This is a genomic window from Promicromonospora sp. NPDC023805, from assembly GCF_040639635.1.
GTDB lineage: Bacteria > Actinomycetota > Actinomycetes > Actinomycetales > Cellulomonadaceae > Promicromonospora.
This window is the reverse complement of the sequence record NZ_JBFAAH010000017.1, coordinates 14,859-40,381: the sequence shown is the minus strand read 5'-3', so window position 1 is coordinate 40,381 and position 25,523 is coordinate 14,859. Positions and strand designations below refer to the sequence as shown.

The window sequence follows — 25,523 nt, the reverse complement described above, 5'->3', positions numbered from 1 at the left end:
CGCCTGATCAGGGGCCTGTGAGCGTCGGGCAACGCGCGTGTCATGTGAGTGTCACGGGTCCTGAGCAGCATGGTGGTGTCCAGGAAAAGGGCGTGTAACATGCACGCAACAAGCAACAGGGCAGACTTCCGCAGAGCCAGTTGGACGCGACGGGACGTCTCGCTACAGCGAGACCCGAGCCAGGGACGGTTGCAAGACGCCGGTTCCGAGAGGAGGTGCGTCAATGGCAGAGCTGTTGATCCTCACACCCGCCACCGGTGGGTCTGCCGAGGTACTGCCCGCACTAGGACTGCTTTCCCATCGGGTCCGGGTGCTCCCGATGGAGCCTTCGGCGCTCGTCGACGCCCCGGATGCGGACGTCGTCCTGCTGGATGCCCGCCGTGACCTGGTCGCCGCCCGCACCACCTGCCGGCTGTTGCACGCGACGGGCCTGACCGTGCCGCTCGTGCTGATCCTCACCGAGGGCGGCCTGACGGTGGTGACCCACGAGTGGGGCGCCAACGACCTGCTGCTGGAGACCGCCTCACCCGCAGAGGTCGAGGCTCGCCTGCGCCTGGTGATCGAGCGTTCGGCGCGTGGCCCCGCGGAGGAGTCGCAGCAGGAGATCTCCGCGGGCGAGCTCGCCATCGACGCCGGCGGGTACACCGCAAGGCTGCGCGGTCGCCCGATCGACCTGACCTACAAGGAGTTCGAGCTCCTCAAGTACCTCGTGCAGCATCCGGGCCGCGTGTTCACGCGTGCGCAGCTGCTGCAGGAGGTCTGGGGCTACGACTACTACGGGGGCACTCGTACCGTCGACGTGCACGTGCGGCGGCTCCGGGCGAAGCTCGGGCCGGAGCACGAGCAGCTCATCGGCACGGTGCGCAACGTCGGCTACCGGTTCGACCCGCCGAAGGAACGGCCGACCGAGGAGCTCCCCGCCCCGCCGCCCGCCGCAGTGCTCCCGCCCGCACCGGCGGAGGCCGCGCCGGCCGGCACGGACGACCCCAACCCGGGGCCGACCGGGCGACAGGTCGCACAGACCGGCCACTGAACCGGTGGCCGGTAGCCGGGCGCGCGCGGCACCGACCGCGTAGGTTCGTACCTGTGACCGCACTCTCGGCCCGACCGGCCGTCCGCACGGCAGCCACCAGCGACTACACGTGCGCCCTGGTCGAGGGTCCGTGGCAGCACGAGTTCGTCTCGTCGGGCGGCTCACGCTTCCACGTGGCGGTCGCCGGGACCGAGAGCCGTTCGGCGCCGCTGGTCGTCCTCCTGCACGGTTACCCCGAGTTCTGGTGGGCGTGGCGCGCGCAGATCCCCGCCCTGGCCGACGCCGGCTACCGCGTGGCGGCGATGGACGTGCGCGGTGTGGGCGGGTCGGACAAGCCGCCGTCGGGCTACGGGGTACCCGCGCGGGCGGCGGATGTCGCGGGCGTCGTCCGCTCCCTCGGGCGCGAGCGCGCCGTGGTGGTGGGGCACGGCACGGGCGGCACGCTCGCCTGGGCGATGGGCGCCCTGCACCCCGGCACGACGACGGCGGTCGCCGTGCTGGCCAGCCCGCATCCGGCCCGGGTGCGCCTGCGCAGCCGGGCCGCTTTCACCACGGCGGCCCTGCGCGAGATCGCGTACCTCCAGGTCCCGACCTTGCCTGAGCGGGCACTGGCCCAGGGCGACCTCGTGGAGCGCACCCTCGCGCTGGGCGCGGCCGCCCCGCTGCCCGCCGACGTGGTCGACCTGTACAAGGCGGTCATGCGGATCCCGTTCGCCGCGCACTCGGCCGCGGAGGCGCTGCGCTGGGCCGTGCGGTCCACGCCCCGGATGGACGGGCGCCGGTTCGGTACCGCGCTCCGCCGTCCACTCGGTATACCCACGCTGCAGCTGCAGGGTGGCCGGGACGGCATCGTGCGGCCCGAGCGCGCCGACCTCGACGCCATAGCCCTCGCGCCGGACCTGCACTACGAGCTGATCCCGGGCGCCGGCCACTTCCTGCCAGAGGAAGCCCCGGACCAGGTCAATCAGATCCTGCTGCGCTGGCTGGCCCGGGTGAGCCCCGCGCCGAGGTAGCGCTACTTCAGGGGCAGGCCCGCCGACTCCGAACGCTCCGGCGCCGGGCGCACCAGCTTCGCCGCCTTGTCGGGGTCCGTCTCGCCCGCTCCGTAGGAGGGGCAGAGGTCGGCGATGCTGCACGCCCCGCACGCCGGGTTCCGCGCTATGCACACCCGCCGTCCGTGCCAGACGAGGTGGTGGCTGAGCTTGGTCCAGTCCTTCCTGGGGAACAGCTCCCCCACCTCGGTCTCGACCTTCACCGGATCCTCCTCGGTGGTGAAGCCGAGCCGCCGCGCCACCCGCCCGAAGTGCGTGTCGACGGTGATTCCCGGGACGCCGAAGGCGTTGCCGAGCACCACGTTCGCCGTCTTGCGCCCCACGCCCGGGAGTGTGACCAGGTCCTTCAACCGGCCAGGGACCTCGCCGTCGTACCGCTCGACCAGCGCCTGGCCCAGGCCGATCACCGCCCGCGCCTTGGCCCGGAAGAAGCCGAGGGGCCGCAGGATGTCCTCGAGCTCGTCCGGGTCCGCCTCGGCGTACGCCTGGGCGTCCGGGTACATCACGAAGAGCTCCGGCGTGGTCTGGTTGACCCGGACGTCGGTGGTCTGGGCGCTGAGCACGGTCGCGATCAGCAGCTCCAGCGGCGTCGTGAAGTCCAGCTCCGCCCGGGCATCCGGATAGGTCTCAGCGAGCAGGCGATTGACACGCCGCGCTCTGCGCACGAGCGCCAGCTTGCTCTCCGGCGTGCCCTTCGCTGCGTTATCGGGTTCGCGTTCCCTGACTGTGGTCACATCGGCCAGACTAACGATCCTCACTGACATTCGGCCCCTGTGCTTCGCCGCCCGGTTTGGCGCCATGTACCTAGGACGCGGAGTATGAGAAGGTCGAGGACGCATATCTGAGGACCCCACGACGGTCCACGTGAATCGAGGAAGAATCACCATGCCGTACACGCACCACCTGCGCGTCTACCCGTCTGCCGAGCCGCTCAAGCGCACCGACCAGCTCGCCTGGAAGCTCGCGGAGCTCGCCACGGACGCCGTCGAACCCACCGCAGAGGTCACCGACATGGTGATCAACCGGGTGATCGACAACGCCGCCGTGGCGGCGGCCAGCCTCACCCGTGGCCCGGCGGTCGCCGCCCGCTCACAGGCGCAGGCGCACCCCTACCGTCCCGGGTCCACCGTGTTCGGCCTCGCGCCCGAGGCGACCAGCAGCCCCGAGTGGGCAGCATGGGCCAACGGCGTCGCAGTGCGGGAGCTCGACTTCCACGACACGTTCCTCGCGGCCGAGTACTCCCACCCGGGTGACAACATCCCGCCGATCCTCGCGGTGGCCCAGCACGCCGGCTGCACCGGCAAGGACCTGGTCCGGGGCATCGTGACCGGCTACGAGATCCAGGTGGACCTGGTCCGCACGATCAGCCTGCACAAGCACAAGATCGACCACGTGGCGCACCTCGGGCCGTCGGCGGCGGCAGGCATCGGCACCCTGCTCGGCCTGGACACCGAGACCGTGTTCCAGGCGATCGGCCAGGCCCTGCACACCACAACGGCCACGCGGCAGAGCCGCAAGGGCCAGATCTCCACGTGGAAGGCGCACGCCCCGGCCTTCGCGGGCAAGCTCGCGATCGAGGCAGTGGACCGCGCGCTGCGCGGCCAGACCTCCCCCGAGCCCATCTACGAGGGTGAGGACGGCGTCGTCGCCTGGCTCCTCGACGGGCCCGACGCCGCCTACGACGTCGTGCTGCCCGAGGCCGGCGAGCCGCGCACCGGCATCCTCGACACGTACACCAAGGAGCACTCCGCGGAGTACCAGGCGCAGGCCATCATCGACATGGCCCGCGCGCTCGGCAACGAGCGGCCGGAGCTGCGGGACCCCAGGAACGTCCAGGGCATCGTGCTGCACACCAGCCACCACACGCACTACGTGATCGGCTCGGGCGCCAACGACCCGCAGAAGTACGACCCGACGGCGTCCCGCGAGACCCTCGACCACTCCGTGCCGTACATCTTCGCCGTCGCGCTGCAGGACGGCGGCTGGCACCACGTCGACTCCTACGCCCCGTCGCGGGCCCAGCGGCCGGACACGGTAGTGCTGTGGCGCAAGGTGACCACCGCAGAGGACGCCGAGTGGACGCGCCGCTACCACTCGACCGACCCCGCCGAGAAGGCGTTCGGCGGCCGCGTGGAGATCACGCTCACCTCGGGCGAGGTCGTGACGCGCGAGATCGCCGTCGCCGACGCGCACCCGTTGGGCGCCCGCCCGTTCGCTCGCGCGAACTACGTCGGCAAGTTCCGCACGCTCGCCGCCGGCATCCTGACGGACGCGGAGATCGAGCGCTTCCTCGGCCTCGCCGAGCGGCTGCCCGAGCTGACGCCCGCCGAGGTCCGCGAGCTCACGATCGTCGCGGCGCCCGGCGTGCTGGAGGCGGTCAAGTCCCCGACGGGCCTCTTCGAGCTGGGACAGGCCTGATGCTCTACTCCCACCTCACCCCGGCGGCCAAGCGCCGCGCCTTCCGCGAGGCCCTCGCCGGTCCGGACATCCTTCGCCTCCCGGGTGCGTTCAACCCGCTCAGCGCCAAGCTGATCCAGGACAAGGGGTTCGACGGCGTCTACGTCTCCGGCGCCGTCCTCTCCGCCGACCTCGGACTGCCGGACATCGGCCTGACCACCCTCACCGAGGTGGCCGGCCGGTCCGGCCAGATCGCCCGGGTCACCGACCTGCCGGTACTGGCCGACGCCGACACCGGCTTCGGCGAGCCCATGAACGTCGCCCGCACGGTCCAGACCATGGAGGACGCCGGCGTGGCCGGCATCCACATCGAGGACCAGGTCAACCCCAAGCGGTGCGGTCACCTGGACGGCAAGGAGGTCGTCGGGCTCGACGACGCCGTCCGGCGCGTCCGGGCCGCCGTCGACGGCCGCCGCGACCCCGACTTCCTCATCATGGCGCGCACCGACGTGCGCGGCACGGAGCCGGGCGAGCGCGGGCTCAAGCTCGCGATCGACCGCGCCAAGGTCCTGGTCGACGCGGGCGCCGACGCGATCTTCCCCGAGGCGATGAAGGACCTCGCGGAGTTCGAGGCCGTCGCCTCGGCGCTCGACGTCCCTGTGCTCGCCAACATGACCGAGTTCGGCAAGTCAGAGCTCTTCACGGCCAAGCAGCTGCACGACGCCGGGGCGCGGCTCGTGATCTACCCCGTCACCCTGCTGCGGATAGCGATGGGTGCCGCGGAGCGCGCGCTGGAGGAGATCTCGGCGTCCGGCACCCAGGACGCCCTGGTGCCCCAGATGCAGACCCGCGCGCGGCTGTACGAGCTCACCGACTACGCGGCCTACAACCACTTCGACTCGAACGTCTTCACCTACAAGCCCTGACTTTGTCTCGACACGAAGGAGTGCTCATGACCGAGACCACGGAGATCCGTAAGGGTCTGGCCGGCGTCGTCGCCGACACGTCGGCGATCTCGAAGGTCAATCCCGAGACCAACTCGCTGCTGTACCGGGGCTATCCGGTGCAGGAGCTGGCCGCGAGGAAGAGCTTCGAGGAGGTCGCCTACCTGCTGTGGCACGGCGAGCTCCCGACGTCGGCCCAGCTGGCCGAGCAGACGGCGACCGAGCGCGTGCACCGCGAGCTGCCGGACAACGTCCGCGACGCCATCCTCGAGCTGCCCACCGACTGCCACCCCATGGACGTGTGCCGCACCGCGGTCTCGATCCTTGGCGCCCACGACCCGGCGGCCGAGGACTCGTCCGTCGAGGCCGAGCTCGCCAAGTCCGTCCGCCTGTGGGCGGTCCTGCCCGCCGTCGTCGCGCTGGACCAGCGGCGCCGGCACGGCCAGGAGCTCGTGCACCCGCGCGAGGACCTCGGCTACTCCGCGAACTTCCTGTGGATGGCGTTCGGCAAGGAGGCGGAGCCCGCCGTCGTGCAGGCTTTCGAAGCCTCGATGGTGCTGTACGCGGAGCACTCGTTCAACGCTTCCACGTTCACTGCGCGCGTCATCACGTCGACGCTCGCCGACCTGCACTCCGCCGTCACCGGCGCCATCGGCGCCCTCAAGGGCCCGCTCCACGGCGGGGCCAACGAGGCGGTGCAGGCGACCTTCGAGGAGATCGGCACCGCCGACCGGGCCGAGGCATGGCTCGAGGACGCCCTGGCGAACAAGAAGAAGATCATGGGGTTCGGCCACCGGGTCTACAAGAACGGCGACTCGCGGGTGCCGACCATGCGTGCCGTGCTCGGCGACCTGGCCGAGCACTACGGCGACACCGCGGTGCTCGACCTGTACGACACCCTCGAGAACGCCATGGGCGCGGCCAAGAACATCAAGCCGAACCTGGACTACCCGGCAGGCCCGGCGTACCACCTGATGGGGTTCGACACGAACATCTTCACGCCGCTCTTCGTGGCCTCGCGCATCACGGGCTGGACCGCGCACATCATGGAGCAGCGTGCGGCCAACGCGCTGATCCGACCGGTGTGCGAGTACGTGGGTCCGGAACAGCGCGACGTTCCCTGAGAGGTACCTGGGACGCCCGTTCCAAACTCCCAGGTGAAACCCCCTAGGATTTATGGACGGGCGTCCTACTTCGCGCCGAGCAAAGCCGACATCCCGCACCTGGCGGACGATCGAGTCGGGCTGCACGCCACGCGGACGCCGCGAGAGAACCCGATGACCCGGCAATCTCGTGACATTGAGGCAGACTGAGAGGTGGAAAAGACTGATGGACGAAAGTCCCCGACACGTGAGGACACCACTGGTGGACGACGAAGTCGTACTCTCTGCCCCCCTGTTCGCGGACATGGAAGGCGAGGAGACGCGCGCGCTCTTCGAGTCCATGGTGCCCGTGGAGCTGGTCCGGGGCGACGTGCTCTTCCGCGAGGGCGAACCGGGCGACCGGCTCTATGTCATCGCGCAGGGCAAGATCAAGCTGGGTCGCCGGTCGAGTGACGGCCGCGAGAACCTGCTGTCGATCCTGGGCCCTGGCGAGATGTTCGGGGAGCTGTCCCTGTTCGACCCCGGCCCCCGCACCGCCTCCGCCTCCTCCGTGTCGGACTCCGTGGTCTACGAGCTACGCCACGAGTCGCTCGTGCGCTGGATCGCCGACCACCCGGGTGTCGCCACCCAGCTGCTCGGCGCGCTGGCGCGCCGGCTGCGCCGCACCAACGAGACCCTCGCGGACCTCGTCTTCTCCGATGTGCCCGGCCGCGTGGCCAAGGCGCTGCTGGACCTCTCGACCCGCTTCGGCGAGCCGAACGACGACGGCATCCGCGTCGCGCACGACCTCACCCAGGAGGAGCTGGCGCAGCTCGTCGGCGCCTCCCGCGAGACCGTGAACAAGGCCCTTGCCGACTTCGCGACCCGCGGCTGGGTCCGCCGCGAGGGCCGGGCAGTGGTGCTGCTGGACCTCGACAGGCTGGAGCGCAGGGCGCGCTGAGGTAGCACGCCAGAGGCCAGGTGATCTACGGATCACCTGGCCTCTTCGTCGTTGCTCAGACCGCCCGGGCTGTCAGCGTCATCAGCGTCGCCTCGGGGCGGCAGGCGAACCGGACCTGCGCGTAGGGCGAGGTGCCGGCGCCCGCCGAGACGTGCAGCCACGTCGAGCCCTCGCCGCCCTCGCGGTCCGGGCGGACACCGGGCCAGCCGTGCAGGCCGGACGCCCGCGTGCGGTCCAGGTCGCAGTTCGTCACGAGCGCGCCGTAGAACGGCAGGCAGAGCTGCCCGCCGTGCGTGTGCCCGGCGATGATCGCGTCGACGCCGTCAGCCTTCAGCTGGTTCAGCACCCGCTTGTACGGCGCGTGCACGACGCCGAGGCGCAGCACCGCGTCCTCCTCACCGGGCACGCGGCCCGGCTCCGGCATGACGTCGCGGTCGAGGTGCGGGTCATCCATCCCGACCAGCCCGACGGTGCGACCGTCGCGCAGTTCGACCAGGCCTCGGCTGTTGTTCAGGTCCACCCAGCCTGCTTCGGTGAACGCCTTGGTGAGCGACTCCGTGGGCAGCGGCACCTTCTCCGCACCCTGGACGCGAGCATCGGGCAGCAGGTACCTGGCCGGGTTCTTGAACGTCGGCGCGTGGTAGTCGTTCGAACCCATCACGAACGCGCCGGGCACGTCCATGAGCCGGCCGAGGACGTCGAGCAGCGGGGCCAGCGCCTGGGTGTGCCCGAAGTTGTCACCCGTGTTGATCACCAGGTCGGGCTCAAGCGCGGCCAGCGAGCGGACCCAGGCCTGCTTGGTCCGCTGGCTCGGCGTCAGGTGCAGGTCGGAGACGTGGAGCACCCGGATCGGACGCTGCCCCGGGGGCAGCACGGGCACGGTCACCCGCCGCACGCGGAAGAGCTTCGTCTCCACGTGCGCGTACGCGATCCCGGCGACTACTACGCCCCCGGCGATCCCGAGCGCCTTGCCGACGTTACCCAGCGTTCCCATAGAGATCAGTCGTTCCCGTTGTTGCCGCCGTTGCCGTTGCCGTTCCCGTTGCCGTTGCCGGCGTCGCCACCGCCACCGGTGTCTCCGGAGTCACCGCCCTCGGAGCCGTCCTCGTCGCCGGAGCCACCGCCGTTCGAGTCACCCTCTTCGTCGTCGTTCTTGTCCGGCTTGGGCGGGGTGGCCTTCTGCCCGACGAGGTTCGGGTCGGGTGCCGGGAAGCTCTTCTCCGGAAGGCCGACGACCGCCTGGTCCATGTACGTCTTCCAGGTCGGCGCAGCGATCTCACCGCCGTAGAGGGCCTTGTAGAACTGGCCCTTCACGTAGAAGTCTTTGTGCTCGAAGTCGCCGTTCGCCTCCCCGACCCAGACGGAGGTCGAGAGGTTGGGCGTATACCCGGTGAACCAGCTCTGATTAGCCCCGTTCGTCGTGCCGGTCTTACCAGCCACCGCGCGGCCATCGCTCAGTCCGCCGCCAAGCTTCCAGGCCGTTCCTGTGGAGCCGAAGACCTTGGTCATCGCGAAGGCGACGGTGTTCGCCACCGCGGGCTCGAGCGTCTGCTTGCAGTCGCTGCCGGGCACCTTCATCTTTGCGCCGTCCCGCTCCCGCACCTCCAGGATCGCGATCGGCGCGCAGTAGGTGCCGCCGTTGGCGAACGTCGCGTACGAGGCCGCCTGGTAGACCGGCGTCGTCGACTGGGTGCCCAGCACCATCGGGGCGAAGACGTCGATGTCCGTCTCCTTGGGAACTTCGATGATCCGGGGCGCCGGGTCGGACGACGTGGTCGGCCGGAATCCGGCGTCCCAGGCTGTGCCAGCAATGTCGCACAGGTTGAGCTCGTGCGACATGCGGGCGTAGACGGTGTTGAGCGACTGGAACGTGCCGGTGAGCACGTCCGTCATGCCGCTGGTCGAGCCTTCGACGTTCCCGACAGGCCAGGGGGTGTTAGCCAGGGTTTGCTTGCACGGCTTGACCTGGAAGGAGGACGACAGCGCCGAGAACGCGCTCGCGTTGATGGGGTCATACAGCTGTCGTCCGGAGCGCAGCCACTCCGCGAGGATGTACGGCTTGAAGTTCGAGCCGGCCTGGAAACCGCGTGACCCGCCGTGCGCGTAGTCCGCCGAGTAGTTCAGCGAGGTGTGCCGGGGTGCAGGCTCGGCGCCCGCGTCATAGGGAACGTTCTGGGCCATGGCCAGGATCTTCCCGGTGCCGGGCTCGACCGAGGTGATCGCAGCCTCGAGCTGGCTCGGGTCGTTGGCCGGGACTGCGTCGTTGATCGTCGCCTCGGCGGCTCGCTGCTTCTTGATGTCCAGCGTGGTCATGATCTGGAGGCCACCGCGGTACAGCAGGTTGAAGCGGTCGTCCCTGGTCTTCCCGAACTCCGGGCTGGACATGACTTCCTTGATGACGTAATCGCAGAAGAACGCCGCACCCTTGGCGGACTCGCAACCGACGTCGAGCGGCTGGACATGGAGGCTGTCCGCCAGCTTCGTCGCCAGCGCCGCGTCGCGTTCCTCCGTAGTGATGTAGCCGAGCTGCCACATCTTGCCGATGACGAGGTCACGCCGCTCCTCGGCCTTCACGGGGTTCTCCAGTGGGTCGAACTGGCTCGGCGCCTTGGTGATGCCGGCGATCGTCGCCGCCTCAACCACGGACAGCTTGCTCGACGACTTGTTGAAGTAGTGCCGCGAGGCCGTCTCGACGCCGTAGACACTTGAGCCGAACTGCGCGATGTTCAGATAGCCCTGCAGGATCTCGTCCTTGGACATCTCCTTCTCGAGCGCGATCGCCAGCTTCGCCTCGCGAAGCTTCCGCGTCAGCGAGTCCTCGCGGGCCTCCAGGATGCCGAAGGCGTCGCCCGACCGGTCGGCCTCCTCGATCAGGACGTTCTTCACGTACTGCTGGGTGAGCGTCGAGGCGCCCTGCATGTCACCGCCGCCGAAGTTCTTGAGCGCGGCTCGCGAGATGCCCTCGGGGTCCACGCCACCGTGCTCGTAGAAACGCTCGTCCTCGATGGAGATCACGGCGGTCTTCATGTGATCCGACACCTTGTCGAGCGGCACGACGATGCGGTTCTGCACGTAGAACGTGGCCAGCTTCGTCTTGCCGTCACTCGCGTAGATCTGGGACTGCTCCGACAGCGGCCCCGGAACCAGCTCCGCAGGCACCTCGTCGAACACTTCGACGCCGGTGTCGACGGCGGTGTTCACGCCGGACGCCAGCGGGATCACGAGCCCGGCCGCGATCACGCCACCAGCGCCTGCGGTGAGCACGAATGCAAGAAGGAGTCCGATGAGCTGCGCGGCGGGGATGGTTCGGGTGATCCGGCGCGGCTCGCGAGGGTTCGCCATGGCCATGGGCCCAGGTTACGGGGTGTCCCTGACAGGGCGCACCCAAACCGGACTCGCCCTTGTGCAGGTCTCGTAGGGAATCGCCGCTGCCATTCGCGGGCTAGCATCGTCGGCATGGCAACGAAGTGGGAGTACGCGACGATCCCCCTCCTCATTCACAACACCAAGGCGATCCTCGACCAGTGGGGCTCGGACGGCTGGGAGCTCGTGCAGGTGGTCCCCGGACCCGACGGCACCGGTCTCGTCGCCTACCTGAAGCGGCCCGGCGGTGACGCATGAGCTTTGAGAAGCGCCTCGCCGAGCTGGGCATCACGCTCCCCGAGGTAGCGGCTCCGGTCGCGGCGTACGTCCCGGCGGTGCAGACCGGCAACTACATCTACACGTCCGGCCAGCTGCCCTTCGTCGAGGGCAAGCTGCCCGCGACCGGCAAGGTCGGCGAGGGCGAGGGCCTGGTCTCCGCCGACGAAGCCGCCGCCTATGCGCGCACCTGTGCGCTCAACGCGCTCGCCGCGGTCCGGTCGGTCACGGGCTCGCTCGATGCGGTCTCACGGATCGTGAAGGTCGTCGGATTCGTCGCGAGCGATCCGTCGTTCACCGGTCAGCCGGCGGTCATCAACGGCGCCAGCTCGGTGCTCGGCGAGATCTTCGGTGACGCCGGTGTGCACGCCCGCTCCGCCGTGGGCGTGGCAGTGCTTCCGCTGGACTCTCCGGTCGAGCTGGAGCTCGTCGTCGAGCTGGCATAGCTCCTCCGCAGCGGCCTGGAACGGGCGTGATCGGACCCACTCCGGATTCGGTTTCCGTTCCGGGCCCTGCGTCGGCTATTCTGAGCAGGCTCCCGCGGAAAGGCTTCGTGCCTGTCGTGCGGTGTATTCATCGGGGTGTGGCGCAGCTTGGTAGCGCGCTTCGTTCGGGACGAAGAGGTCGCAGGTTCAAATCCTGTCACCCCGACCATGCGAAAGGCCCTCCGACCAGCAGAAATGCTCGGTCGGAGGGCCTTTCTGTCGCCTAGAGGTAGTGGCATGCCTTGGGGCGAGGGACTGTCTGAGGGACCAGCTGCACCTGACTCGCCGCCGCCAGCTGCGCCCGGACGACGAGTGCCGCCGTTGGGTAGAACCTTTGGTCCCGACTCATGTGCGTTGCTCCTCCGCTTCGGAAGCCATGGCTTTTGCGAGCACGGCGACCGCCGCGTCGAGCGTGTAGCCAAGACGGTATGCGGTGATGGCGTATGTACCTGCCGCGTCGGTCAGCGCCTGCCGTCTGTCCTTGTCGCGAGCGGTCGCCCCGTCGGCTTGGTCGATCGGTGCGATGGTGGTCCCCTTCTTGCCGGCAGTGAGGACCGTCCCCTCCCGCTCAAGTTCCCGATATGCCCGAGCGACGGCCCCGTTGGACAGTCCGAGGTGACCGGCGAGCTGACGGATGGGGGGTAACCGTGTTCCTTGCGGAAGCGCTCCGGTCAGTACCAACCGGGTGACCTGCGCACGGATTTGTTCGTAGTGAGGCACCGGGCTGCCCGTGTCGACTTGAATCTCCATCGGTCACACGCCCGCCTTGATGAGCCGAGCTTGACGCGCTGCAGCGGCCCAGAAGGGGGCAGCCAGAGCGGCAGCTGCAATCACCAGACCCAGGATCACGAGCGCCAGAGCTACCCCGCTGGCTGCAGTAACCGCCTGCGCATCAACCTGGCTCGGGGTCCCGCCGCTGCCGTCAGGCACGATGGTTCGGGCCAGGAGCGGTGTCGCCATGACCATCGTCGACAACAGGAGGATCTGGCAGCTGAGAGCACCCACCGAGATGCGGCGAATGCTGGCCCGACGCAGCGCGTGATCCACATTGCTGTCCACGCCCGCCAGTGACTGGCGACGGAGTACTCGGCGATACGCCAGCCACGTGATGACGGTGACCAGGACAGCTGCCGCTGCGACCGTGGGCATCGTGTAGTACTCCACAGCGGGGAGCACCGAGCTGGACTCGGGGAACCAGCTCGACGAGCCGGGACCGCCGGGCCCTGCCTCAAGCACGGCGAGCAGGATCCCTAGGGCGAAGACGACCACAGCCAGCCCAGTGGCCGCGATCAGCAGCCGAGAGGCGCCGGCATCGGGAACGCCGTGCGCTGTGATGTCGGCTCGACGGCGGGTTCCGCTCTCGACGCGCACACCGGCAGCCACGACGGTTGCGAGCGCGAGCGCTATCGCAGCAGAAGTCGCCCGGAACTGCGCGAAGAGCCCGAGGACGGTCACAAGGACGAAGACCCCTGCTCCGACGTAGCTCATCCGCAGCACGGCACCCCGCACTGCCACGACCGTCTCGTCCGCGCCCCCTCCGCCCAGGACGCTCAGCCACGACCGCACAGCATGCTGCGAAGGCGGCACAAGGAGCAGGACGAGGCCGGCCAGACCGACCAGACCGGCGATCAGCGCCGGCAGACCATACGTCTCGAACATGACATCACCTCACGTATCTATGTACTGGTACATAGATACAATCAGCCCTCCGCGTTCATGTCAAGCCGCCCGGCAGGGGCGGACGATCGAACCGGCGTCCGGTTCTGCCGTCAGCAGACGACGCCCGCTCGGCGCGCGCATCGAACACTTGTCGGATACTTTGATGCGATGAAGCGCACCACTGAGCCAGCACAACGGACACAGGACGGCCCACCTCCGTCGGCGTCGTTCGGTGTGGGCGGCGCCGCGCTTCGACCGCCGGACGTCCGGGCGATGCGTGAGCGGCTGGCGGGCATGATCCTTCCAGGCGCGTCCGACACAGCGGGGTGGGTAGACCTGCTCGGCGAGCTCGAGGCCCTCAAGAACACCGCGACCGCCGCTCAGGCGCAGCTGGCCGTGGCGCTGGAGGAGTCGACAAAGGCGGCCGAGGCCGAGCAAGGGATCCGTGCCGACCGGCGAGGCCGTGCCGTGCCGAACCAGGTAGGGGCTGCGATACAGCAGAGCCCGCACGCCGGAGGGGCTTTCCTGAGCACCGCCCGGGTGTGGCTGACCGGCATGCCGCACACATTCCGTGCCCTCCGCATCGGCATCCTGTCGCAGTGGCGGGCGACACTCCTGGTCCGGGAGACCTCACATCTGACGGCGGAGCACCGCGCCCAGATCGACGAGCAGATCTGCGGGCCGGCGAACCTGCCCACTCTGGCGCGGACGGGCACCCGGCGGCTGATCGCGCGGGTGAAGGAGCTCGCCGGGGAGCTGGACGTGCATGCGTGCGTGAAGCGCAGGGCGAAGGCCGTCGCCGAGCGGTGCGTCTCGGTACGGCCGGCGCCGGACCTGATGGTGTATCTGACCGCCCTCGTGCCGATGCAGCAGGGAGTGCAGGCCTACGCCCAGCTCAAGAAGCACGCGGAGGCGGCAAAGGCCGCGGGTGACGAGCGCGGGACCGGACAGCTCATGGCCGACACGTTGATCGAGCGTGTCACCGGCCGCGAGCCAGGCCATGCCGACGACGTCCCGGTCACGATCAACCTCTTGGTCTCCGACCAGACCCTGCTCGCCGGCGGCGACCGGCCAGGTGTCGTCATCGAGGGCATGCCCGCGGGCGCGGGTGTCGTCCCTGGGCCTGTGGCGCGGAACCTGGTCGCGCAGGGCATCGACGCCGACGCCGCGTGGCTGCGCACGATCTACGTCGCTCCGGGCGGGCGACTGGTGGCCTCGACGTCGAAGGCGAGGTTCCACCCCCAGGGCATGGCTGATCTGCTGCGCGCTCGGGAGCAAGGCGTCTGCGCCACACCGTGGTGCGACGCCCAGGTTCGGCACATCGACCACGTCACCCCGTACGCCGAAGGCGGGCCGACGAGCCTCGACAACGGGCAAGGGCTGTGCGTGCGCTGCAACCATGCCAAGCAGTCGCCGGGCTGGACACAGTCCACCACCGAGAGCGACGGCCGCCAAGCCGTCGAGACCGCCACGCCCACAGGGCACAGCTACACGTTCGTCGCGCCCGAACCACCCGAACCCCTCCGGGAGACGCCCCCGGCCTGGGCTCCCGCAGTAGGCGTGACGGGCCCCCGCGACGGTCGCGTTCCACGCAGCCGATACAGCATCGGATGCTCTGCGCCGCGGCACAGCGGGACGATCGCCTATCGTCCGCGGAGACGGCGGAGGGCCTCGAGCCGACGACCCCGGGCCGACCTCGCCTGGGCGCATATCCGCTGAACCGGCCGCCGTGGGGCGCTGGTGCAAGACTTGGGACCAACCCAGCACGGGAGGCAACCGATGGATCCGTACGTCCTCGTCGGTGGCGGGCTGACCACAGCTCGCGCCGCAGAAGCGCTCCGCACCGGTGGTTACGACGGCGACCTGGTGGTCGTCACGGCCGAACCTCACCACCCGTACGAGCGCCCGCCGCTGAGCAAGGACTACCTGCGCGGCGAGTCGGAGCGAGACGTCGTCTTCCCGCTGAACGAGGCCTGGTACACCGAGCACGACGTCACCATCCAAGTTAACGAGATGGTGGTCGGGCTGGACGCGGCCGGACACACCCTGACTCTGTCCGACGGCAGCACGCTCGCCTTCGCGAAGGCGCTCCTCGCCCCCGGGTCCACGCCGCGGGCACTTGGCCTGCCCGGCGCAGACCTCGCCGGAGTGCACTACCTCCGCACCATCGACGACTCGGACCGCATCTCCAGCACGCTGCTCGAGGCGTCGCTCGAGGGTGTGGGCCGCCTCGTCGTGATCGGCGACGGGTGGATCGGGCTCGAGGTGGCCGCATCGGCGCGGTCCCTTGGCCTGGACGTCACTGTGGTCGGCCGGGGTTCCCACCCCCTCGGACGGGTGCTCGGGCGCGAGATGAGCGACTTCTACGCGGGTGTGCACGCCGAGCACGAGGTACACCTGCTCCGCAACGCCTCCGTCACGCGGATCCACGGCGCTGACGGCCGCGTCACCGGCGTCGACCTGTCGGACGGAAGGCATGTCGGAGCCGATGTCGTGGTGATCGGCGTGGGCGCCACGCCGAACGTCGGGCTCGCTGAGGTTGCGGGCCTGGACCTCCGGCCCGCCGCGCAGGGCGGAGGCGTCGTCGTGGACGGCACGCTGGCGACGTCACACCCTGACGTGTTCGCCGGAGGTGACGTCGCCAGCATTCCGTCGCCCCTCTACGGGCGCCCGCTCCGGGTGGAGCACTGGGCCACCGCCCAGAGGACCGGCGCACATGCGGGCCGGGCCATGCTCGGAGCTCGCGACCAGTACGACAAGCTGCCCTACTTCTACAGCGACCAGTACGACGTCGGCATGGAGTACACCGGCTGGGTGGACGTCGAGGCCGGCTACGACGATGTTGTGGTCTCCGGCGACGCCGGCGCACGAGAGTTCGTGGCGTTCTGGCGCGTCGACGGGCAGGTGGTGGCAGGCATGGCGGTGAACGTGTGGGAACAGATGGGGCGTGTGGAGGAACTGATCAGGTCCCGGAAGAAGGTGTCGACGGCCGAGCTGGAGGGATTCGTCGGCTGAGGACCACTGCCGTCAGACCGCGAACAACAGCCCGGCGCTCACGAGCACGACCACGGCCGTGGCGAAGTGGATCCCGAACGCGACGGCTTTGCTCCCGCCGTGGCGGAGCACGATCACCGTGTCGCCGAGCGGGGCTATCGCCACGGCGAGCATGAACCAGGCCTCCGCCTGCGCACCCGCGAAGGCAAGCAGCACGAGACCCACGATGCCGAAGGTGGCGTCGCGTAGCCCCTTGATCTCGAGGTAGGCCCGGTCCTGCGTCGCGGGGACGCCGTACCCGGCGGCGGCAGGGAAGGGCTGGAGCAGGAACCGCACCCCGATGAACAGGATGAACAGGTTCAGGACCACGGCCAGGCTGTAGGCAACAACGGTCATGATTACTCCTTGCTAGCGCTGATAGGTGATGTAGCAACGCTAGCAGAGCGATAGCAGATTGCCTAGCAGCGCTAGGATGTGCGTATGACGATTGAGACGCGCCGTGAGCGCGAGCGGGCGCAGCGCGAACAGCTGATCGTCACCGCTGCCCGGGAACTGGCCGAGGCCGAAGGGTGGGAGGCAGTCACCACTCGACGGCTCGCCGCCGAGATCGAGTACAGCCAGCCGGTGCTGTACAGCCACTTCAAGGGCAAGGGCGCCATCATGACGGCGGTCGCCGTCCAGGGATTCGAGGAGCTGGCGGTCGAGGTGCGCGCCGCCCGGACCGCGGCCCGAGGAACACGCGAGGCCCTCGCCGCCGTCGCGGCGGCCTACACCCACTTCGCCCAGCAGCGGCCCGCGCTCTACGACGCGATGTTCACGCATGCCGTCGACCTGACGTTCGCGAGCCCGGACGGACCGGCCTATCTCCGCGACGGCTTCGAGGAGCTGCTCCAGGCAGTCCGGCCGCTCGCCGGGGACGACGATCCCGGCATCCTCACCGAGACCTTCTGGGCCGGCCTGCACGGCCTCGCCATGCTCGAACGCAGCGGCCGCCTACCTCTCGAGGCGCGCGACCACCGGCTGGAGCTGCTGGTCGGCCGCTTCACGCAGGCGGCGGGCTGACCTCGCTGGTCGAGCTTGCTGAGACGGATCTTCGCAAGCTCGACCAGCAGAAGTACCCAGCCTCAGCCGCGACGCTCGCGGACGGCCTTCGCCAGCTCACGGAGGAGGTCCTCCGTGGTGTCCCAGTCCATGCACTTGTCCGTGACCGACTGGCCGTAGACGAGCTCGGACAGCGGGGCGGGCTTCTGCGCGCCGGCCTCGATGAAGCTCTCCATCATGAGACCGGTGATGCCCCGCTCGCCGTCGGCGACGCGGTTGGCGATCTCGTGCACGACGCTCGCCTGACGCACGTGGTCCTTGCCCGAGTTGCCGTGGCTCGCGTCCACGATCACGCCGTTCTCGACGGGGCCGCCCAGCCCGGAGGTGCGCGCCACGCGCAGTGCGGCGGCGACGTCCTCGGTCGAGTAGTTGGGGCCCGAGCGCCCGCCACGCAGGATCACGTGGCAGTCCGGGTTTCCAGTGGTCTCGACGGCGGCGGCACGGCCCTGGCCGTCGGCCCCGAAGAACGTGTGCTCGCTCGCGGCGGTGATGCAGCCGTCCACGGCGATCTGGACGTCGCCGTCCGTCGCGTTCTTGAACCCGACAGGCATCGACAGGCCCGAGGCGAGCTGCCGGTGCACCTGCGACTCGACGTTGCGGGCACCGATGGCGCCCCAGGTCACGGCGTCGGCGATGTACTGAGGGCTGGTCGGCTCGAGGAACTCGGCCCCGGCCGGGACGCCGGCGTCGAGCACACCGAGCAGTACCTCGCGGGCGAGGTTCAGGCCGTGCCGCACGTCGTGCGAGCCGTCCAGGTGCGGGTCGTTGATGAGGCCCTTCCACCCGACAGTGGTGCGCGGCTTCTCGAAGTACACCCGCATGACGACGACCAGGTCGTCGGACAGCTCGCGCCGGAGCGTGGCGAGCCGGGCCGCGTAGTCGAGCGCGGCGACCGGGTCGTGCACGGAGCACGGGCCGACGATCGTCAGCAGGCGGTCGTCGTCACCGGTCAGGACGTCACGCACCTCGCGGCGGGACGTCGTGACGAGGTCGCTGCGGGCGGTGCCGAGCGGCATCGACTCCAGCAGGCTGTTCGGCGCGGGGAGCGGGTCGAGAGCGCGGATGCGCAGGTCGGAGGTGCGGGTACCGAGTTCGGATATCTCGGTGCTGGGTTCCGCAGGCGTGATGCTCATCGGGATCGGGGCTCCTGGTAGGCGGGTCTGGTTCGAAGGAACCGGACGGCCCGCCACCGACTCCTGGTCCGGAGCGGTCCGTCTGGCAAAGACGAAGGGCCTGGACGCGATCGGCGTCCCAGGCCCTGGCTCCGGGTGGAAAGTTGGTCAGGCGTGCGCCCGCCGAGCCCCACCAGGAGCCGACGTAAAGCGCCAATACCAACGGATGTCCACAGCGAAAACGGTAGCCGCACCTCTACAGGCTGTCCACCTGGTTCCAGGATGCGGTCGGTCACAGTTGCGCCTGGCCACGTCTACTGGTGGGAGTAGCGCTCCACGAAGGCCCGCAGGATCCGCATCGGCTCGGTGATGGTCGCGGCGACCGCTCGCGCGCGAACGAGCTCCGCCTCGTCCCGCGGGAAGTAGCCGTAGTCGCGGTAGACGGCGATTCGCTGGGCCATGCCCGTGCCGTCCAGCTCCGGGTGGAACTGCGTGGCGTAGAGGTTCTGCTTGATCCGGAACATCTGCACCGGACAACCTGCCGACGAGGCGAGCAGCACCGCATGGTCCGGCAGCTTGCGCACCGCCTCCTTGTGGCCGACGTAGGCGGAGAAGCTCTGCGGCATGCCCGCCAACAGCGGGTCCGATGCCGCGTCCGGCGTCAGCTCCACAGTCACCGGGCCCACCGGCTCCGCGTACGTCCCGTCGATCACGGCGCCCTGGTGTGCGCCGAGCGTGCCGACACCGTAGCAGGCACCGAGGAAGGGGAAGTCGCGGGCGACCAGCTCGTCCAGCAGCACCGCGAGCTCCGCCTCGACACGACGCTGGACCGGGCCCTTCTTCTCCTCGGGGTCCGACGAGTTGAAGGGCCCGCCGCCGACGAGCACACCCGAGTAGTCGTCGAGGTCCACGGGCGGCAGCGGTTCGCGCTCCAGGCGCACCCGGTGCAGCTGCTCCGGCGCGAGGCCGCCGTAGCGGCAGAACGCCTCGTACTCACCGTCGGCGGCCACGTCTTCTCCGCGCGTCGCCAGCAGCAGAAACGGCTTCATGACAAGAGGGTAGGGGCTGTCAGCGGTCTCGACAGGCTCGACCTGTGGTCCAACCTGTCGAGACCTCGCTCAGGTCCAGCGGAACAGCTTCACGCCGAGCGGGAAGAGCACGAGCGTCCACACGGTCAGCACCATGACCTGCGCCAACGGGAACCCCTCGTTGCCGAACCAGCCGATCGTCAGCCCCTGGGCCGAAGCGCCCAGCGGCAGGTAGAGGCCGATGTTCTGCATCCACTCGGGCATGACCGGCAGCGGCACCCACACCCCGGAGAACATCAGGGACGGGAAGTAGATGAGCATCCCCAGGCCGGACGCCGTCTGGCCCTTCTCCGCACGTGCCGCGACGAGCAGCCCGAGCGAGAACATGGCGGTCGTGGAGAGCACGAGGACGAGCAGGACGACCAGCGGGTCGGCCGCGAACGGGACGCCGAGCACCACCATGCCGCCCACCACCGCCGCACCCGCCGAGACGATCAGCGCCAGCACGTTGATCATCATGTGTGCGCCGATCAGGTTCTGCGGCGGCATGGGCGTGGTCGACAGCCGCTTCAGGATGCCCTTCTCCCGGAAGGTCGCGAACTGCACCGGCATGGTCGTCAGCGAGATCGTCCCCACGGCCAGCGCGATGACCGTGGGCAGGTAGGAGGTGATGCCCGGCGCCTCGTTCCAGGGCGGCGGTGCGTCGGTCATCGGCTCCTGGAAGGACGGGATGGCCAGCCCGAGGCCGAGGAGCAGCATGCTGGGGAAGACCAGCGCGAAGAACACGCCGCTGGGTTCGCGCAGCCACACCTTGAGCTCCGTGCGGAACAGCGTCCCGAAGCCGCGGACACTCGTTGCGCCACGGCCTGCCCGTGCGGGCACAGTGGTCTCGACGGCGGTCATGCCGCCACCTCCTCGTTCTCCTCTACCCGGTACTCCCGGCCGGTGACCTGGACGAACACGTCCTCGAGGGTGCGTTCGAGCGTGCGTACGTCGTCGGGGACGACGTCGGCGGCGGCGAGCGCCTGCACGACGGCGAACAGCACCTTGCGGGTGCCGGTCACCTCGATCTCGTCACCGACGGGTACGGCGGCGGTGACGTCGTCGTCCCGCTCGGCGAGGGCGGTGAGGAGCTGGGTGGCGCGAGCACGGGCGCCGTCGTCGGCGAAGCGGAGCCGGACTCCCCTGTCGCCCTCGAGCCCTTCGATCAGGGCCGACGGCGTTCCCTCGGCGACCACGCGGCCGCCGTCGATCACGACGAGCCGGTCGCAGAGCCGTTCGGCCTCGTCCATGAAGTGGGTGACCAGCAGGACGGTGACCCCGGAGTCCCGGACCCGCTCCACGAGGTCCCAGGTAGCGCGGCGGGCCGCCGGGTCGAGGCCGGTGGTGAGCTCGTCGAGTATGGCCACCTGCGGCTTGCCGACCAGCGCGAGCGCGATGGACAGCCGCTGCTTCTGCCCGCCGGACAGCTTGCCGAACTGCTGGTGGCGGTGCGCGGTCAGGTCGAGCAGGTCGAGGAGCTCTGCCGAGTCGGCCCGCTGGGAGTAGAACGAGCCGAAGACCTCGAGCGCCTCGGCGACGGTGATCTTGTCGTGCAGCGCCGCCTCCTGGAGCTGCACGCCGACGTGCTCGCGGATCAGCCCGGGATCGGCCTGGGGGTCGTGGCCCAGGACGCGGACCGTGCCGCCGTCCGCGTGCCGGATCCCGGCGACGCACTCGACGGTGGTGGTCTTGCCGGCGCCGTTGGGGCCGAGGATCCCGAAGATCTCACCTCGGCCGACCTGGAACGACACGTCCACGACGGCGGTCTTGGGGGTACCGCCGCGTTTGGCGGGTGGATAGGTCTTGCGGAGTTGACTGACTTCGACGACTGGGGACGTCATGGCTGCTCCTTGGTCAGATCTCAGCGGGGACGCACGGGTGCCGTGCGCAGCAGGGCGTAGAGCAGGACGGCGGCCAGGACGACGGCGAGCGCCGACCCGCCGAGGCCGAGCAGCATGGTCAGCAGCCCCTCGGACGGCGGCACCTCGGCGTGGTCGAGGTCGGGCAGGAGCTCGACGTTGGCGATCGTGCCGATCACACCCGTCCGGGTCGCGAGGTCGACGAGGACGGCGGGCACGGCGAGCGGGATCATCAGGAGCGTGCCCCAGACCTTGGAGTGCGTGAAGCCGATCCCGATGCCCGCACCGACCAGCACGTAGGTGATCAGCACTAGCGACTCGGCGACGGCGGTGCCGAGCACCGTGGCGGGCGAGTCGAAGGGCAGGGCGCCGAGCCTCCGCCAGGTCATCCCGAGCGAGGTGCTCAGCAGGCGTTCGCCCAGCAGGGCGAGCGTGGTGACGACGCCGAAGAGCGAGCCGACGACCACCGCGCCGCGGACCACGCCCTCGAAGAGGGACCGGCGGCTGCCGCCCGCTGCCACGTGCAGCGTCAGGATCGCGGACGACGCGAGGACGCCGAGCGTGATCATGGGCCAGCGTGACGCGCCGAGCGTGGCGTCGAGCGCGCTGATCTCCAGGTCGTTGCCTGCCACGGCGTTGCCGACGGTGATCCCGACGGCGTACAGCGCGTAGATGGCCCAGAACCAGATCCCGATGGTGAGGCCGGAGCGACGGAGCCGCCGGCTCCCGGCCGCGGCGCCGCGCAGGTGCGCGGCCCGGTCGAGGCCCCTCACGGCGTCGGCCGCAGCGGGACGGAGCGCAGCGGGACGCTGAACAGCCAGGCCGCGAGCCCGACCGCGATAGCGCCGCCCACCAGGCCCAGCAGGACACCGGTTCCGCCGGCCGGCAGGTTGTCGAGGCCTGCGATCAGGGCCGTGACGCCGGTGTGCGACGCCAGGTCGACGAGTGCCGCCGGGACGAGCGCCGCGAGGGCGTAGACCGTGCCGCGGACCATGCCGAGGCGGTAGTAGCCGGCGGAGATCGCGGCGCCCACCAGGTAGTACGTGGCGGCGACCAGCGCCTCGGTGACGATCGACAGCGCGATGCCCGCGTAGCCGTCCACCGGCAGCCCGTACTCGCGTGACCAGGTCAGGTCCAGCGCCCCGAACAGCGCACGCTCTCCGACCATGTACACCGCGGTGACCAGGCCGATCAGCGCGCCGCCGACGACGCCACCACGAACTGTGCCCGTCACGAGCGACCGACGGGTGCCGCCCGCCGCTACGTGCAGCCGGAGGTACGCGGCGGGGACGATGGTGCCGAGCACCATCATGAACCACCGTGACGAGCCGCCGATCTGGGCGTCGACGACGCCCTGGTCCAGGCCTGAGCCGAACCGCACGCTGCCCAGGATGACCGACACGGCGACTACCGTGAAGATCACCCAGTACCACCCGCCGATGACGCTGACCACCCGCACGGTGACCGCGGCCGCCTGACGCGCGCCGCGCCGGTCGGCCGCACGGACCAGTGCCTCCCGGCTCGCGCCGACGCTGACGGGGTGGGTGGTCCCGGCGCTCATGGCTGCACGCTCCCGTGACCGGTCAGGCGGACGAAGAGGTCCTGGACCGGCACGGCCCCCACCTCGACGCCCGCACCGCGGGCCGCCGTCAGCTCGTCGGCCTCGAGGGCTCCCTCCAGCGTGACCTGGACGGTCGTGCCGAGCTGCTGGCGGTGCAGCACGCGGCGTCCGCGGGCGATCCGCTCGACGGCGTCCTTGGTACCGGTGAGGCTGAACCCGCGCGCCCGCATCTCGTCGGCGGACTCGGCCAGGAGCACCCGCCCACGGTCGATGACCACGACGTCCTCGAACAGCCGCTCGACCTCCTCGACCAGGTGGCTGGAGAGGAGGATCGTGCGCGGATGCTCCGCGTAGTCGGCGAGGAGCTCGTCGTAGAACGCGTACCGCGTGGGCGCGTCCATGCCGAGATACACCTCGTCGAAGATCGTCAACGGTGCGCGCGCGGCCAGGCCGAGGGTCGCGCCGACCGCCGACCGCTTGCCGCGCGACAGTGCGGACGGGTTCTTGCGGACGTCGACCTCGAACAGGTCCAGCAGGCGCTCGGCCGTGTCGGCGCTCCACTCGGGCCGCATGTCGGCGTAGTACTTGAGGGAGGTGGCGACCTTCTCCTCGGCCATCAGGTCACCGCTCTCGCGGACGAGCTGCGTGCCCGAGGTGATCCACGGGTTCTCCCACGGGTCCTCCTGAGCGCCCTCCGGGCCGACGACGACGGTGCCGCTCGTCGGACGGGTGAACGCCGCCAGCAGCGAGAGCATCGTCGTCTTGCCCGCGCCGTTGCGGCCGAGCACCCCTGTGATGACCCCTGGACGGATGGTCAGCGTGGCGCCGTCGAGCGCGGTGCTCGCGTCGTCCCTGATCGGGATGCCGTTCTGCTGCATCCTGTAGCTCGTGCCGAAGTGGACGACTACGTCGTCCAGGCGGGCGCCGAATGGTGCGGTGGTCATGACTCCTCCGTGGTTGGCTTGCGCCGGCCGTTCTTGCCGAGGACGTAGGCGACCACCTCGTCGGTGGAGATCCCGAGGATGTCCGCCTGCTGCAGAGCCGGCGCCAGGACCTCCTCGAAGTAGCTCTTGCGGTAGTCGTCGAGCAGGCGCTCCCTGGCGCCCGGCGCGACGAACATCCCCAGACCCCGGCGCTTGTAGAGCACGCCTTCGTCGACCAGCCCCGCGAACGCCTTCTGCGCGGTCGCCGGGTTGATGCGGAACGTCGTCGCGAACTGTGTGGTGGACATGACCTGCTCCTCCTCCTTCAGCTCACCGGCGAGCACCTGGGCGCGGATCATCTGCGCGATCTGGAGATAGATCGGCTCGGGACCGTCGAACACCGGCTCACCCCCTTCGTTGGTTCGTTACTTGACCAATGAACCATACGTCATGCCGGCGCACAAGACCTTTCGTGGACGAAGAACGAGGGGCGGGGAAGCCTGCGCGATGTGCGCACGCTCCCCCGCCCCTCGTGGCGGTCGGTAGTCGGTCAGGCGTCGTCAGCGGCATCCAGGGTCTGGAGCTCGGCCAGGTCGGCCGCTATGAGCTCGGCGATCTGGATCGTGTTCAGGGCTGCGCCCTTGCGGAGGTTGTCGTTGCTGACGAACAGGACCAGGCCGCGGCCGTCCGGCACGGACTGGTCCTGCCGGATGCGGCCCACCAGGGACGGGTCGACGCCGGCCGCCGCGAGCGGCGTCGGGACGTCGGCCAGCTGGACGCCGGGGGCGCCGGCCAGCAGCGTGCGAGCCTCGTCCGGGGTGATCGGACGCGCGAACTCCGCGTGGATCGACAGCGAGTGCCCCGTGAACACCGGGACGCGCACGCAGGTGCCGGCCACTGCCAGGTCGGGCAGGCCGAGGATCTTGCGGGACTCGTTGCGGAGCTTCTGCTCCTCGTCGGTCTCGCCCGAGCCGTCGTCGACCAGGTTGCCGGCCAGCGGCAGCACGTTGAACGCGATGGGCGCCACGTACTGCTTGGGGGCAGGCAGGTCGACGGAACCGCCGTCGTGCACCAGGCCCTCGAGGTCCTGCCCGACGGCGGAGCGCACCTGCCCCGCCAGCTCCTCCACCCCGGCGAGCCCGGAACCGGACACCGCCTGGTAGGTCGCCACGCGGAGCCGCTCCAGCCCCGCGGCCTGCGCCAGGGGCGAGAGCACGGGCATCGCGGCCATCGTGGTGCAGTTCGGGTTGGCGACGATGCCCTTGGCCGCCTCCGCGATCGCCTCCGGGTTCACCTCGGAGACGACGAGCGGCACCTCGGGGTCGAGCCGCCAGGCCGACGAGTTGTCGACGACGAGGGCGCCCGCCTCCGCGAACCGCGGCGCGTGCTCGCGCGACGTGCCACCGCCCGCGGAGAAGAGGGCGATGTCGATGTCGGCGAGGTCGTCCGTCGCGGTCGCGGCGAGGTCCTCCACCGGGACGTCGAACCCGGCGAACGGCAGGGTGCTGCCCGCAGACCGTGCGGACGCGAAGAACCGGACGGAGGCGACGGGGAACTCCCGCTCCTCCAGCAGGCGGCGCATCACGGCGCCGACCTGGCCGGTGGCCCCGACGACTGCGACGTGCACACCGTGGTCGTTGATCTGTGCCAT

General features: G+C 70.0%; 26 protein-coding genes and 1 tRNA gene. 12 read left to right on the top strand and 15 right to left on the bottom strand.

Features of this window, described 5'->3' with window-relative positions; genetic code table 11:
* Positions 1–223: 223 nt before the first annotated feature.
* Together AB0F70_RS17275 and AB0F70_RS17270 are read left to right on the top strand one after the other, a co-directional pair.
* Positions 224–1,033, top strand: a complete 810-nt coding sequence (locus AB0F70_RS17275) for a response regulator transcription factor (protein WP_357450564.1) — start codon at positions 224–226, stop codon at positions 1,031–1,033.
* Between the two features lie 53 nt (positions 1,034–1,086).
* On the top strand, positions 1,087–2,046 hold the full coding sequence (locus tag AB0F70_RS17270) for an alpha/beta hydrolase (RefSeq protein ID WP_357450561.1): 960 nt from the start codon (positions 1,087–1,089) through the stop codon (positions 2,044–2,046).
* 2 nt (positions 2,047–2,048) lie between these two features.
* On the opposite strand, the gene nth is transcribed toward AB0F70_RS17270, so the two are convergent.
* Positions 2,049–2,819 carry an endonuclease III gene (gene nth, locus AB0F70_RS17265; protein ID WP_357450559.1) on the bottom strand — a complete coding sequence of 257 codons (771 nt, stop codon included), beginning with the start codon at positions 2,817–2,819 and terminating at the stop codon, positions 2,049–2,051.
* A gap of 151 nt (positions 2,820–2,970) precedes the next feature.
* Here nth and AB0F70_RS17260 point away from each other — a divergent pair, with 151 nt between their 5' ends.
* The 4 genes from AB0F70_RS17260 to AB0F70_RS17245 all read left to right on the top strand — a co-directional run bounded on the left by AB0F70_RS17260 (position 2,971) and on the right by AB0F70_RS17245 (position 7,469).
* Positions 2,971–4,503 carry an MmgE/PrpD family protein gene (locus tag AB0F70_RS17260; RefSeq protein WP_357450556.1) on the top strand — a complete coding sequence of 511 codons (1,533 nt, stop codon included), beginning with the start codon at positions 2,971–2,973 and terminating at the stop codon, positions 4,501–4,503.
* Positions 4,503–5,408 carry a methylisocitrate lyase gene (gene prpB, locus AB0F70_RS17255; RefSeq protein WP_357450553.1) on the top strand — a complete coding sequence of 302 codons (906 nt, stop codon included), beginning with the start codon at positions 4,503–4,505 and terminating at the stop codon, positions 5,406–5,408. Before AB0F70_RS17260 ends, prpB begins: the two co-directional genes overlap by 1 nt.
* Before the next feature lie 26 nt (positions 5,409–5,434).
* Positions 5,435–6,550, top strand: a complete 1,116-nt coding sequence (locus AB0F70_RS17250) for a bifunctional 2-methylcitrate synthase/citrate synthase (protein ID WP_357450550.1) — start codon at positions 5,435–5,437, stop codon at positions 6,548–6,550.
* A gap of 241 nt (positions 6,551–6,791) precedes the next feature.
* Positions 6,792–7,469: a Crp/Fnr family transcriptional regulator gene (locus tag AB0F70_RS17245; RefSeq protein ID WP_116677089.1), complete on the top strand. Its 678-nt coding sequence runs from the start codon at positions 6,792–6,794 to the stop codon at positions 7,467–7,469.
* A 55-nt stretch (positions 7,470–7,524) separates the two neighbouring features.
* Here AB0F70_RS17245 and AB0F70_RS17240 read toward each other — a convergent pair whose 3' ends face one another.
* Both AB0F70_RS17240 and AB0F70_RS17235 read right to left on the bottom strand, forming a co-directional pair.
* Positions 7,525–8,463 (bottom strand): metallophosphoesterase, encoded by a 939-nt coding sequence (locus AB0F70_RS17240; RefSeq protein ID WP_357450546.1) that lies wholly within the window; start codon positions 8,461–8,463, stop codon positions 7,525–7,527.
* A gap of 5 nt (positions 8,464–8,468) precedes the next feature.
* On the bottom strand, positions 8,469–10,817 hold the full coding sequence (locus AB0F70_RS17235) for a transglycosylase domain-containing protein (RefSeq protein ID WP_357450543.1): 2,349 nt from the start codon (positions 10,815–10,817) through the stop codon (positions 8,469–8,471).
* Positions 10,818–10,925: 108 nt separating this feature from the next.
* On the opposite strand from AB0F70_RS17235, the gene AB0F70_RS17230 reads away from it, so the two are divergent.
* From AB0F70_RS17230 to AB0F70_RS17220, 3 genes are all read left to right on the top strand, one after another.
* Complete coding sequence (locus AB0F70_RS17230; protein ID WP_116677091.1) at positions 10,926–11,090, top strand: DUF4177 domain-containing protein; 165 nt, start codon at positions 10,926–10,928, stop codon at positions 11,088–11,090.
* The gene (locus AB0F70_RS17225; RefSeq protein WP_357450540.1) at positions 11,087–11,554 is read left to right on the top strand and encodes a RidA family protein; all 468 of its coding nucleotides are present in this window, start codon (positions 11,087–11,089) and stop codon (positions 11,552–11,554) included. Before AB0F70_RS17230 ends, AB0F70_RS17225 begins: the two co-directional genes overlap by 4 nt.
* 131 nt (positions 11,555–11,685) lie before the next feature.
* Positions 11,686–11,762, top strand: a tRNA-Pro gene (locus AB0F70_RS17220).
* 176 nt (positions 11,763–11,938) lie between these two features.
* Here the strand turns inward: AB0F70_RS17220 and AB0F70_RS17215 are convergent.
* Both AB0F70_RS17215 and AB0F70_RS17210 read right to left on the bottom strand, forming a co-directional pair.
* Positions 11,939–12,343 (bottom strand): GntR family transcriptional regulator, encoded by a 405-nt coding sequence (locus AB0F70_RS17215; RefSeq protein WP_357450537.1) that lies wholly within the window; start codon positions 12,341–12,343, stop codon positions 11,939–11,941.
* Positions 12,344–12,346: 3 nt separating this feature from the next.
* A complete protein-coding gene (locus AB0F70_RS17210) occupies positions 12,347–13,252 on the bottom strand; it encodes a hypothetical protein (protein WP_357450533.1) in 906 nt (301 codons plus the stop codon).
* A 273-nt stretch (positions 13,253–13,525) separates the two neighbouring features.
* Between AB0F70_RS17210 and AB0F70_RS17205 the strand changes: the two genes are divergently transcribed.
* Positions 13,526–14,971 (top strand): HNH endonuclease signature motif containing protein, encoded by a 1,446-nt coding sequence (locus AB0F70_RS17205; RefSeq protein WP_357450807.1) that lies wholly within the window; start codon positions 13,526–13,528, stop codon positions 14,969–14,971.
* Between the two features lie 60 nt (positions 14,972–15,031).
* Complete coding sequence (locus tag AB0F70_RS17200; protein ID WP_357450530.1) at positions 15,032–16,267, top strand: FAD/NAD(P)-binding oxidoreductase; 1,236 nt, start codon at positions 15,032–15,034, stop codon at positions 16,265–16,267.
* 12 nt (positions 16,268–16,279) lie between these two features.
* Here the strand turns inward: AB0F70_RS17200 and AB0F70_RS17195 are convergent, their stop codons facing one another.
* A complete protein-coding gene (locus tag AB0F70_RS17195) occupies positions 16,280–16,642 on the bottom strand; it encodes a DUF4267 domain-containing protein (protein ID WP_357450527.1) in 363 nt (120 codons plus the stop codon).
* A gap of 84 nt (positions 16,643–16,726) precedes the next feature.
* Here AB0F70_RS17195 and AB0F70_RS17190 point away from each other — a divergent pair, with 84 nt between their 5' ends.
* Positions 16,727–17,308, top strand: a complete 582-nt coding sequence (locus tag AB0F70_RS17190) for a TetR/AcrR family transcriptional regulator (RefSeq protein ID WP_357450524.1) — start codon at positions 16,727–16,729, stop codon at positions 17,306–17,308.
* A gap of 62 nt (positions 17,309–17,370) precedes the next feature.
* Here the strand turns inward: AB0F70_RS17190 and AB0F70_RS17185 are convergent, their stop codons facing one another.
* The 9 genes from AB0F70_RS17185 to AB0F70_RS17145 form a co-directional block, all read right to left on the bottom strand.
* Positions 17,371–18,480: a 3-deoxy-7-phosphoheptulonate synthase gene (locus AB0F70_RS17185; protein WP_357450521.1), complete on the bottom strand. Its 1,110-nt coding sequence runs from the start codon at positions 18,478–18,480 to the stop codon at positions 17,371–17,373.
* A gap of 293 nt (positions 18,481–18,773) precedes the next feature.
* On the bottom strand, positions 18,774–19,508 hold the full coding sequence (locus AB0F70_RS17180; protein ID WP_357450518.1) for a glutamine amidotransferase: 735 nt from the start codon (positions 19,506–19,508) through the stop codon (positions 18,774–18,776).
* Positions 19,509–19,577: 69 nt separating this feature from the next.
* Positions 19,578–20,390, bottom strand: a complete 813-nt coding sequence (locus AB0F70_RS17175) for an ABC transporter permease (RefSeq protein WP_357450515.1) — start codon at positions 20,388–20,390, stop codon at positions 19,578–19,580.
* Entirely contained in the window at positions 20,387–21,370 is a 984-nt protein-coding gene (locus tag AB0F70_RS17170) for an ABC transporter ATP-binding protein (RefSeq protein WP_357450512.1), read from the bottom strand. Before AB0F70_RS17170 ends, AB0F70_RS17175 begins: the two co-directional genes overlap by 4 nt.
* 20 nt (positions 21,371–21,390) lie before the next feature.
* Positions 21,391–22,161 carry a hypothetical protein gene (locus AB0F70_RS17165; protein ID WP_357450509.1) on the bottom strand — a complete coding sequence of 257 codons (771 nt, stop codon included), beginning with the start codon at positions 22,159–22,161 and terminating at the stop codon, positions 21,391–21,393.
* The gene (locus AB0F70_RS17160) at positions 22,158–22,949 is read right to left on the bottom strand and encodes a hypothetical protein (RefSeq protein ID WP_357450506.1); all 792 of its coding nucleotides are present in this window, start codon (positions 22,947–22,949) and stop codon (positions 22,158–22,160) included. The genes AB0F70_RS17165 and AB0F70_RS17160 overlap by 4 nt, the downstream gene beginning before the upstream one ends.
* A complete protein-coding gene (locus AB0F70_RS17155; protein ID WP_357450502.1) occupies positions 22,946–23,893 on the bottom strand; it encodes an ABC transporter ATP-binding protein in 948 nt (315 codons plus the stop codon). Before AB0F70_RS17155 ends, AB0F70_RS17160 begins: the two co-directional genes overlap by 4 nt.
* Complete coding sequence (locus tag AB0F70_RS17150) at positions 23,890–24,273, bottom strand: GntR family transcriptional regulator (protein ID WP_357450499.1); 384 nt, start codon at positions 24,271–24,273, stop codon at positions 23,890–23,892. The genes AB0F70_RS17155 and AB0F70_RS17150 overlap by 4 nt, the downstream gene beginning before the upstream one ends.
* Before the next feature lie 149 nt (positions 24,274–24,422).
* On the bottom strand, positions 24,423–25,523 hold the full coding sequence (locus AB0F70_RS17145) for an aspartate-semialdehyde dehydrogenase (protein ID WP_357450497.1): 1,101 nt from the start codon (positions 25,521–25,523) through the stop codon (positions 24,423–24,425).

Excerpts from the sequence above, each read along its gene's own strand:
- AB0F70_RS17175 (WP_357450515.1), bottom strand. The coding sequence starts at position 20,390 with ATGACCGCCGTCGAGACCACTGTGCCCGCACGGGCAGGCCGTGGCGCA.
- prpB (WP_357450553.1), top strand. The coding sequence starts at position 4,503 with ATGCTCTACTCCCACCTCACCCCGGCGGCCAAGCGCCGCGCCTTCCGC.
- AB0F70_RS17155 (WP_357450502.1), bottom strand. The coding sequence starts at position 23,893 with ATGACCACCGCACCATTCGGCGCCCGCCTGGACGACGTAGTCGTCCAC.
- AB0F70_RS17160 (WP_357450506.1), bottom strand. The coding sequence starts at position 22,949 with ATGAGCGCCGGGACCACCCACCCCGTCAGCGTCGGCGCGAGCCGGGAG.
- AB0F70_RS17235 (WP_357450543.1), bottom strand. The coding sequence starts at position 10,817 with ATGGCCATGGCGAACCCTCGCGAGCCGCGCCGGATCACCCGAACCATC.
- AB0F70_RS17205 (WP_357450807.1), top strand. The coding sequence starts at position 13,526 with ATGCGTGAGCGGCTGGCGGGCATGATCCTTCCAGGCGCGTCCGACACA.
- AB0F70_RS17180 (WP_357450518.1), bottom strand. The coding sequence starts at position 19,508 with ATGAAGCCGTTTCTGCTGCTGGCGACGCGCGGAGAAGACGTGGCCGCC.
- AB0F70_RS17215 (WP_357450537.1), bottom strand. The coding sequence starts at position 12,343 with ATGGAGATTCAAGTCGACACGGGCAGCCCGGTGCCTCACTACGAACAA.
- AB0F70_RS17185 (WP_357450521.1), bottom strand. The coding sequence starts at position 18,480 with ATGAGCATCACGCCTGCGGAACCCAGCACCGAGATATCCGAACTCGGT.
- AB0F70_RS17275 (WP_357450564.1), top strand. The coding sequence starts at position 224 with ATGGCAGAGCTGTTGATCCTCACACCCGCCACCGGTGGGTCTGCCGAG.
- AB0F70_RS17170 (WP_357450512.1), bottom strand. The coding sequence starts at position 21,370 with ATGACGTCCCCAGTCGTCGAAGTCAGTCAACTCCGCAAGACCTATCCA.
- AB0F70_RS17260 (WP_357450556.1), top strand. The coding sequence starts at position 2,971 with ATGCCGTACACGCACCACCTGCGCGTCTACCCGTCTGCCGAGCCGCTC.
- AB0F70_RS17225 (WP_357450540.1), top strand. The coding sequence starts at position 11,087 with ATGAGCTTTGAGAAGCGCCTCGCCGAGCTGGGCATCACGCTCCCCGAG.
- AB0F70_RS17145 (WP_357450497.1), bottom strand. The coding sequence starts at position 25,523 with ATGGCACAGATCAACGACCACGGTGTGCACGTCGCAGTCGTCGGGGCC.
- AB0F70_RS17200 (WP_357450530.1), top strand. The coding sequence starts at position 15,032 with ATGGATCCGTACGTCCTCGTCGGTGGCGGGCTGACCACAGCTCGCGCC.
- AB0F70_RS17240 (WP_357450546.1), bottom strand. The coding sequence starts at position 8,463 with ATGGGAACGCTGGGTAACGTCGGCAAGGCGCTCGGGATCGCCGGGGGC.
- AB0F70_RS17230 (WP_116677091.1), top strand. The coding sequence starts at position 10,926 with ATGGCAACGAAGTGGGAGTACGCGACGATCCCCCTCCTCATTCACAAC.
- AB0F70_RS17250 (WP_357450550.1), top strand. The coding sequence starts at position 5,435 with ATGACCGAGACCACGGAGATCCGTAAGGGTCTGGCCGGCGTCGTCGCC.
- AB0F70_RS17210 (WP_357450533.1), bottom strand. The coding sequence starts at position 13,252 with ATGTTCGAGACGTATGGTCTGCCGGCGCTGATCGCCGGTCTGGTCGGT.
- AB0F70_RS17190 (WP_357450524.1), top strand. The coding sequence starts at position 16,727 with ATGACGATTGAGACGCGCCGTGAGCGCGAGCGGGCGCAGCGCGAACAG.
- AB0F70_RS17195 (WP_357450527.1), bottom strand. The coding sequence starts at position 16,642 with ATGACCGTTGTTGCCTACAGCCTGGCCGTGGTCCTGAACCTGTTCATC.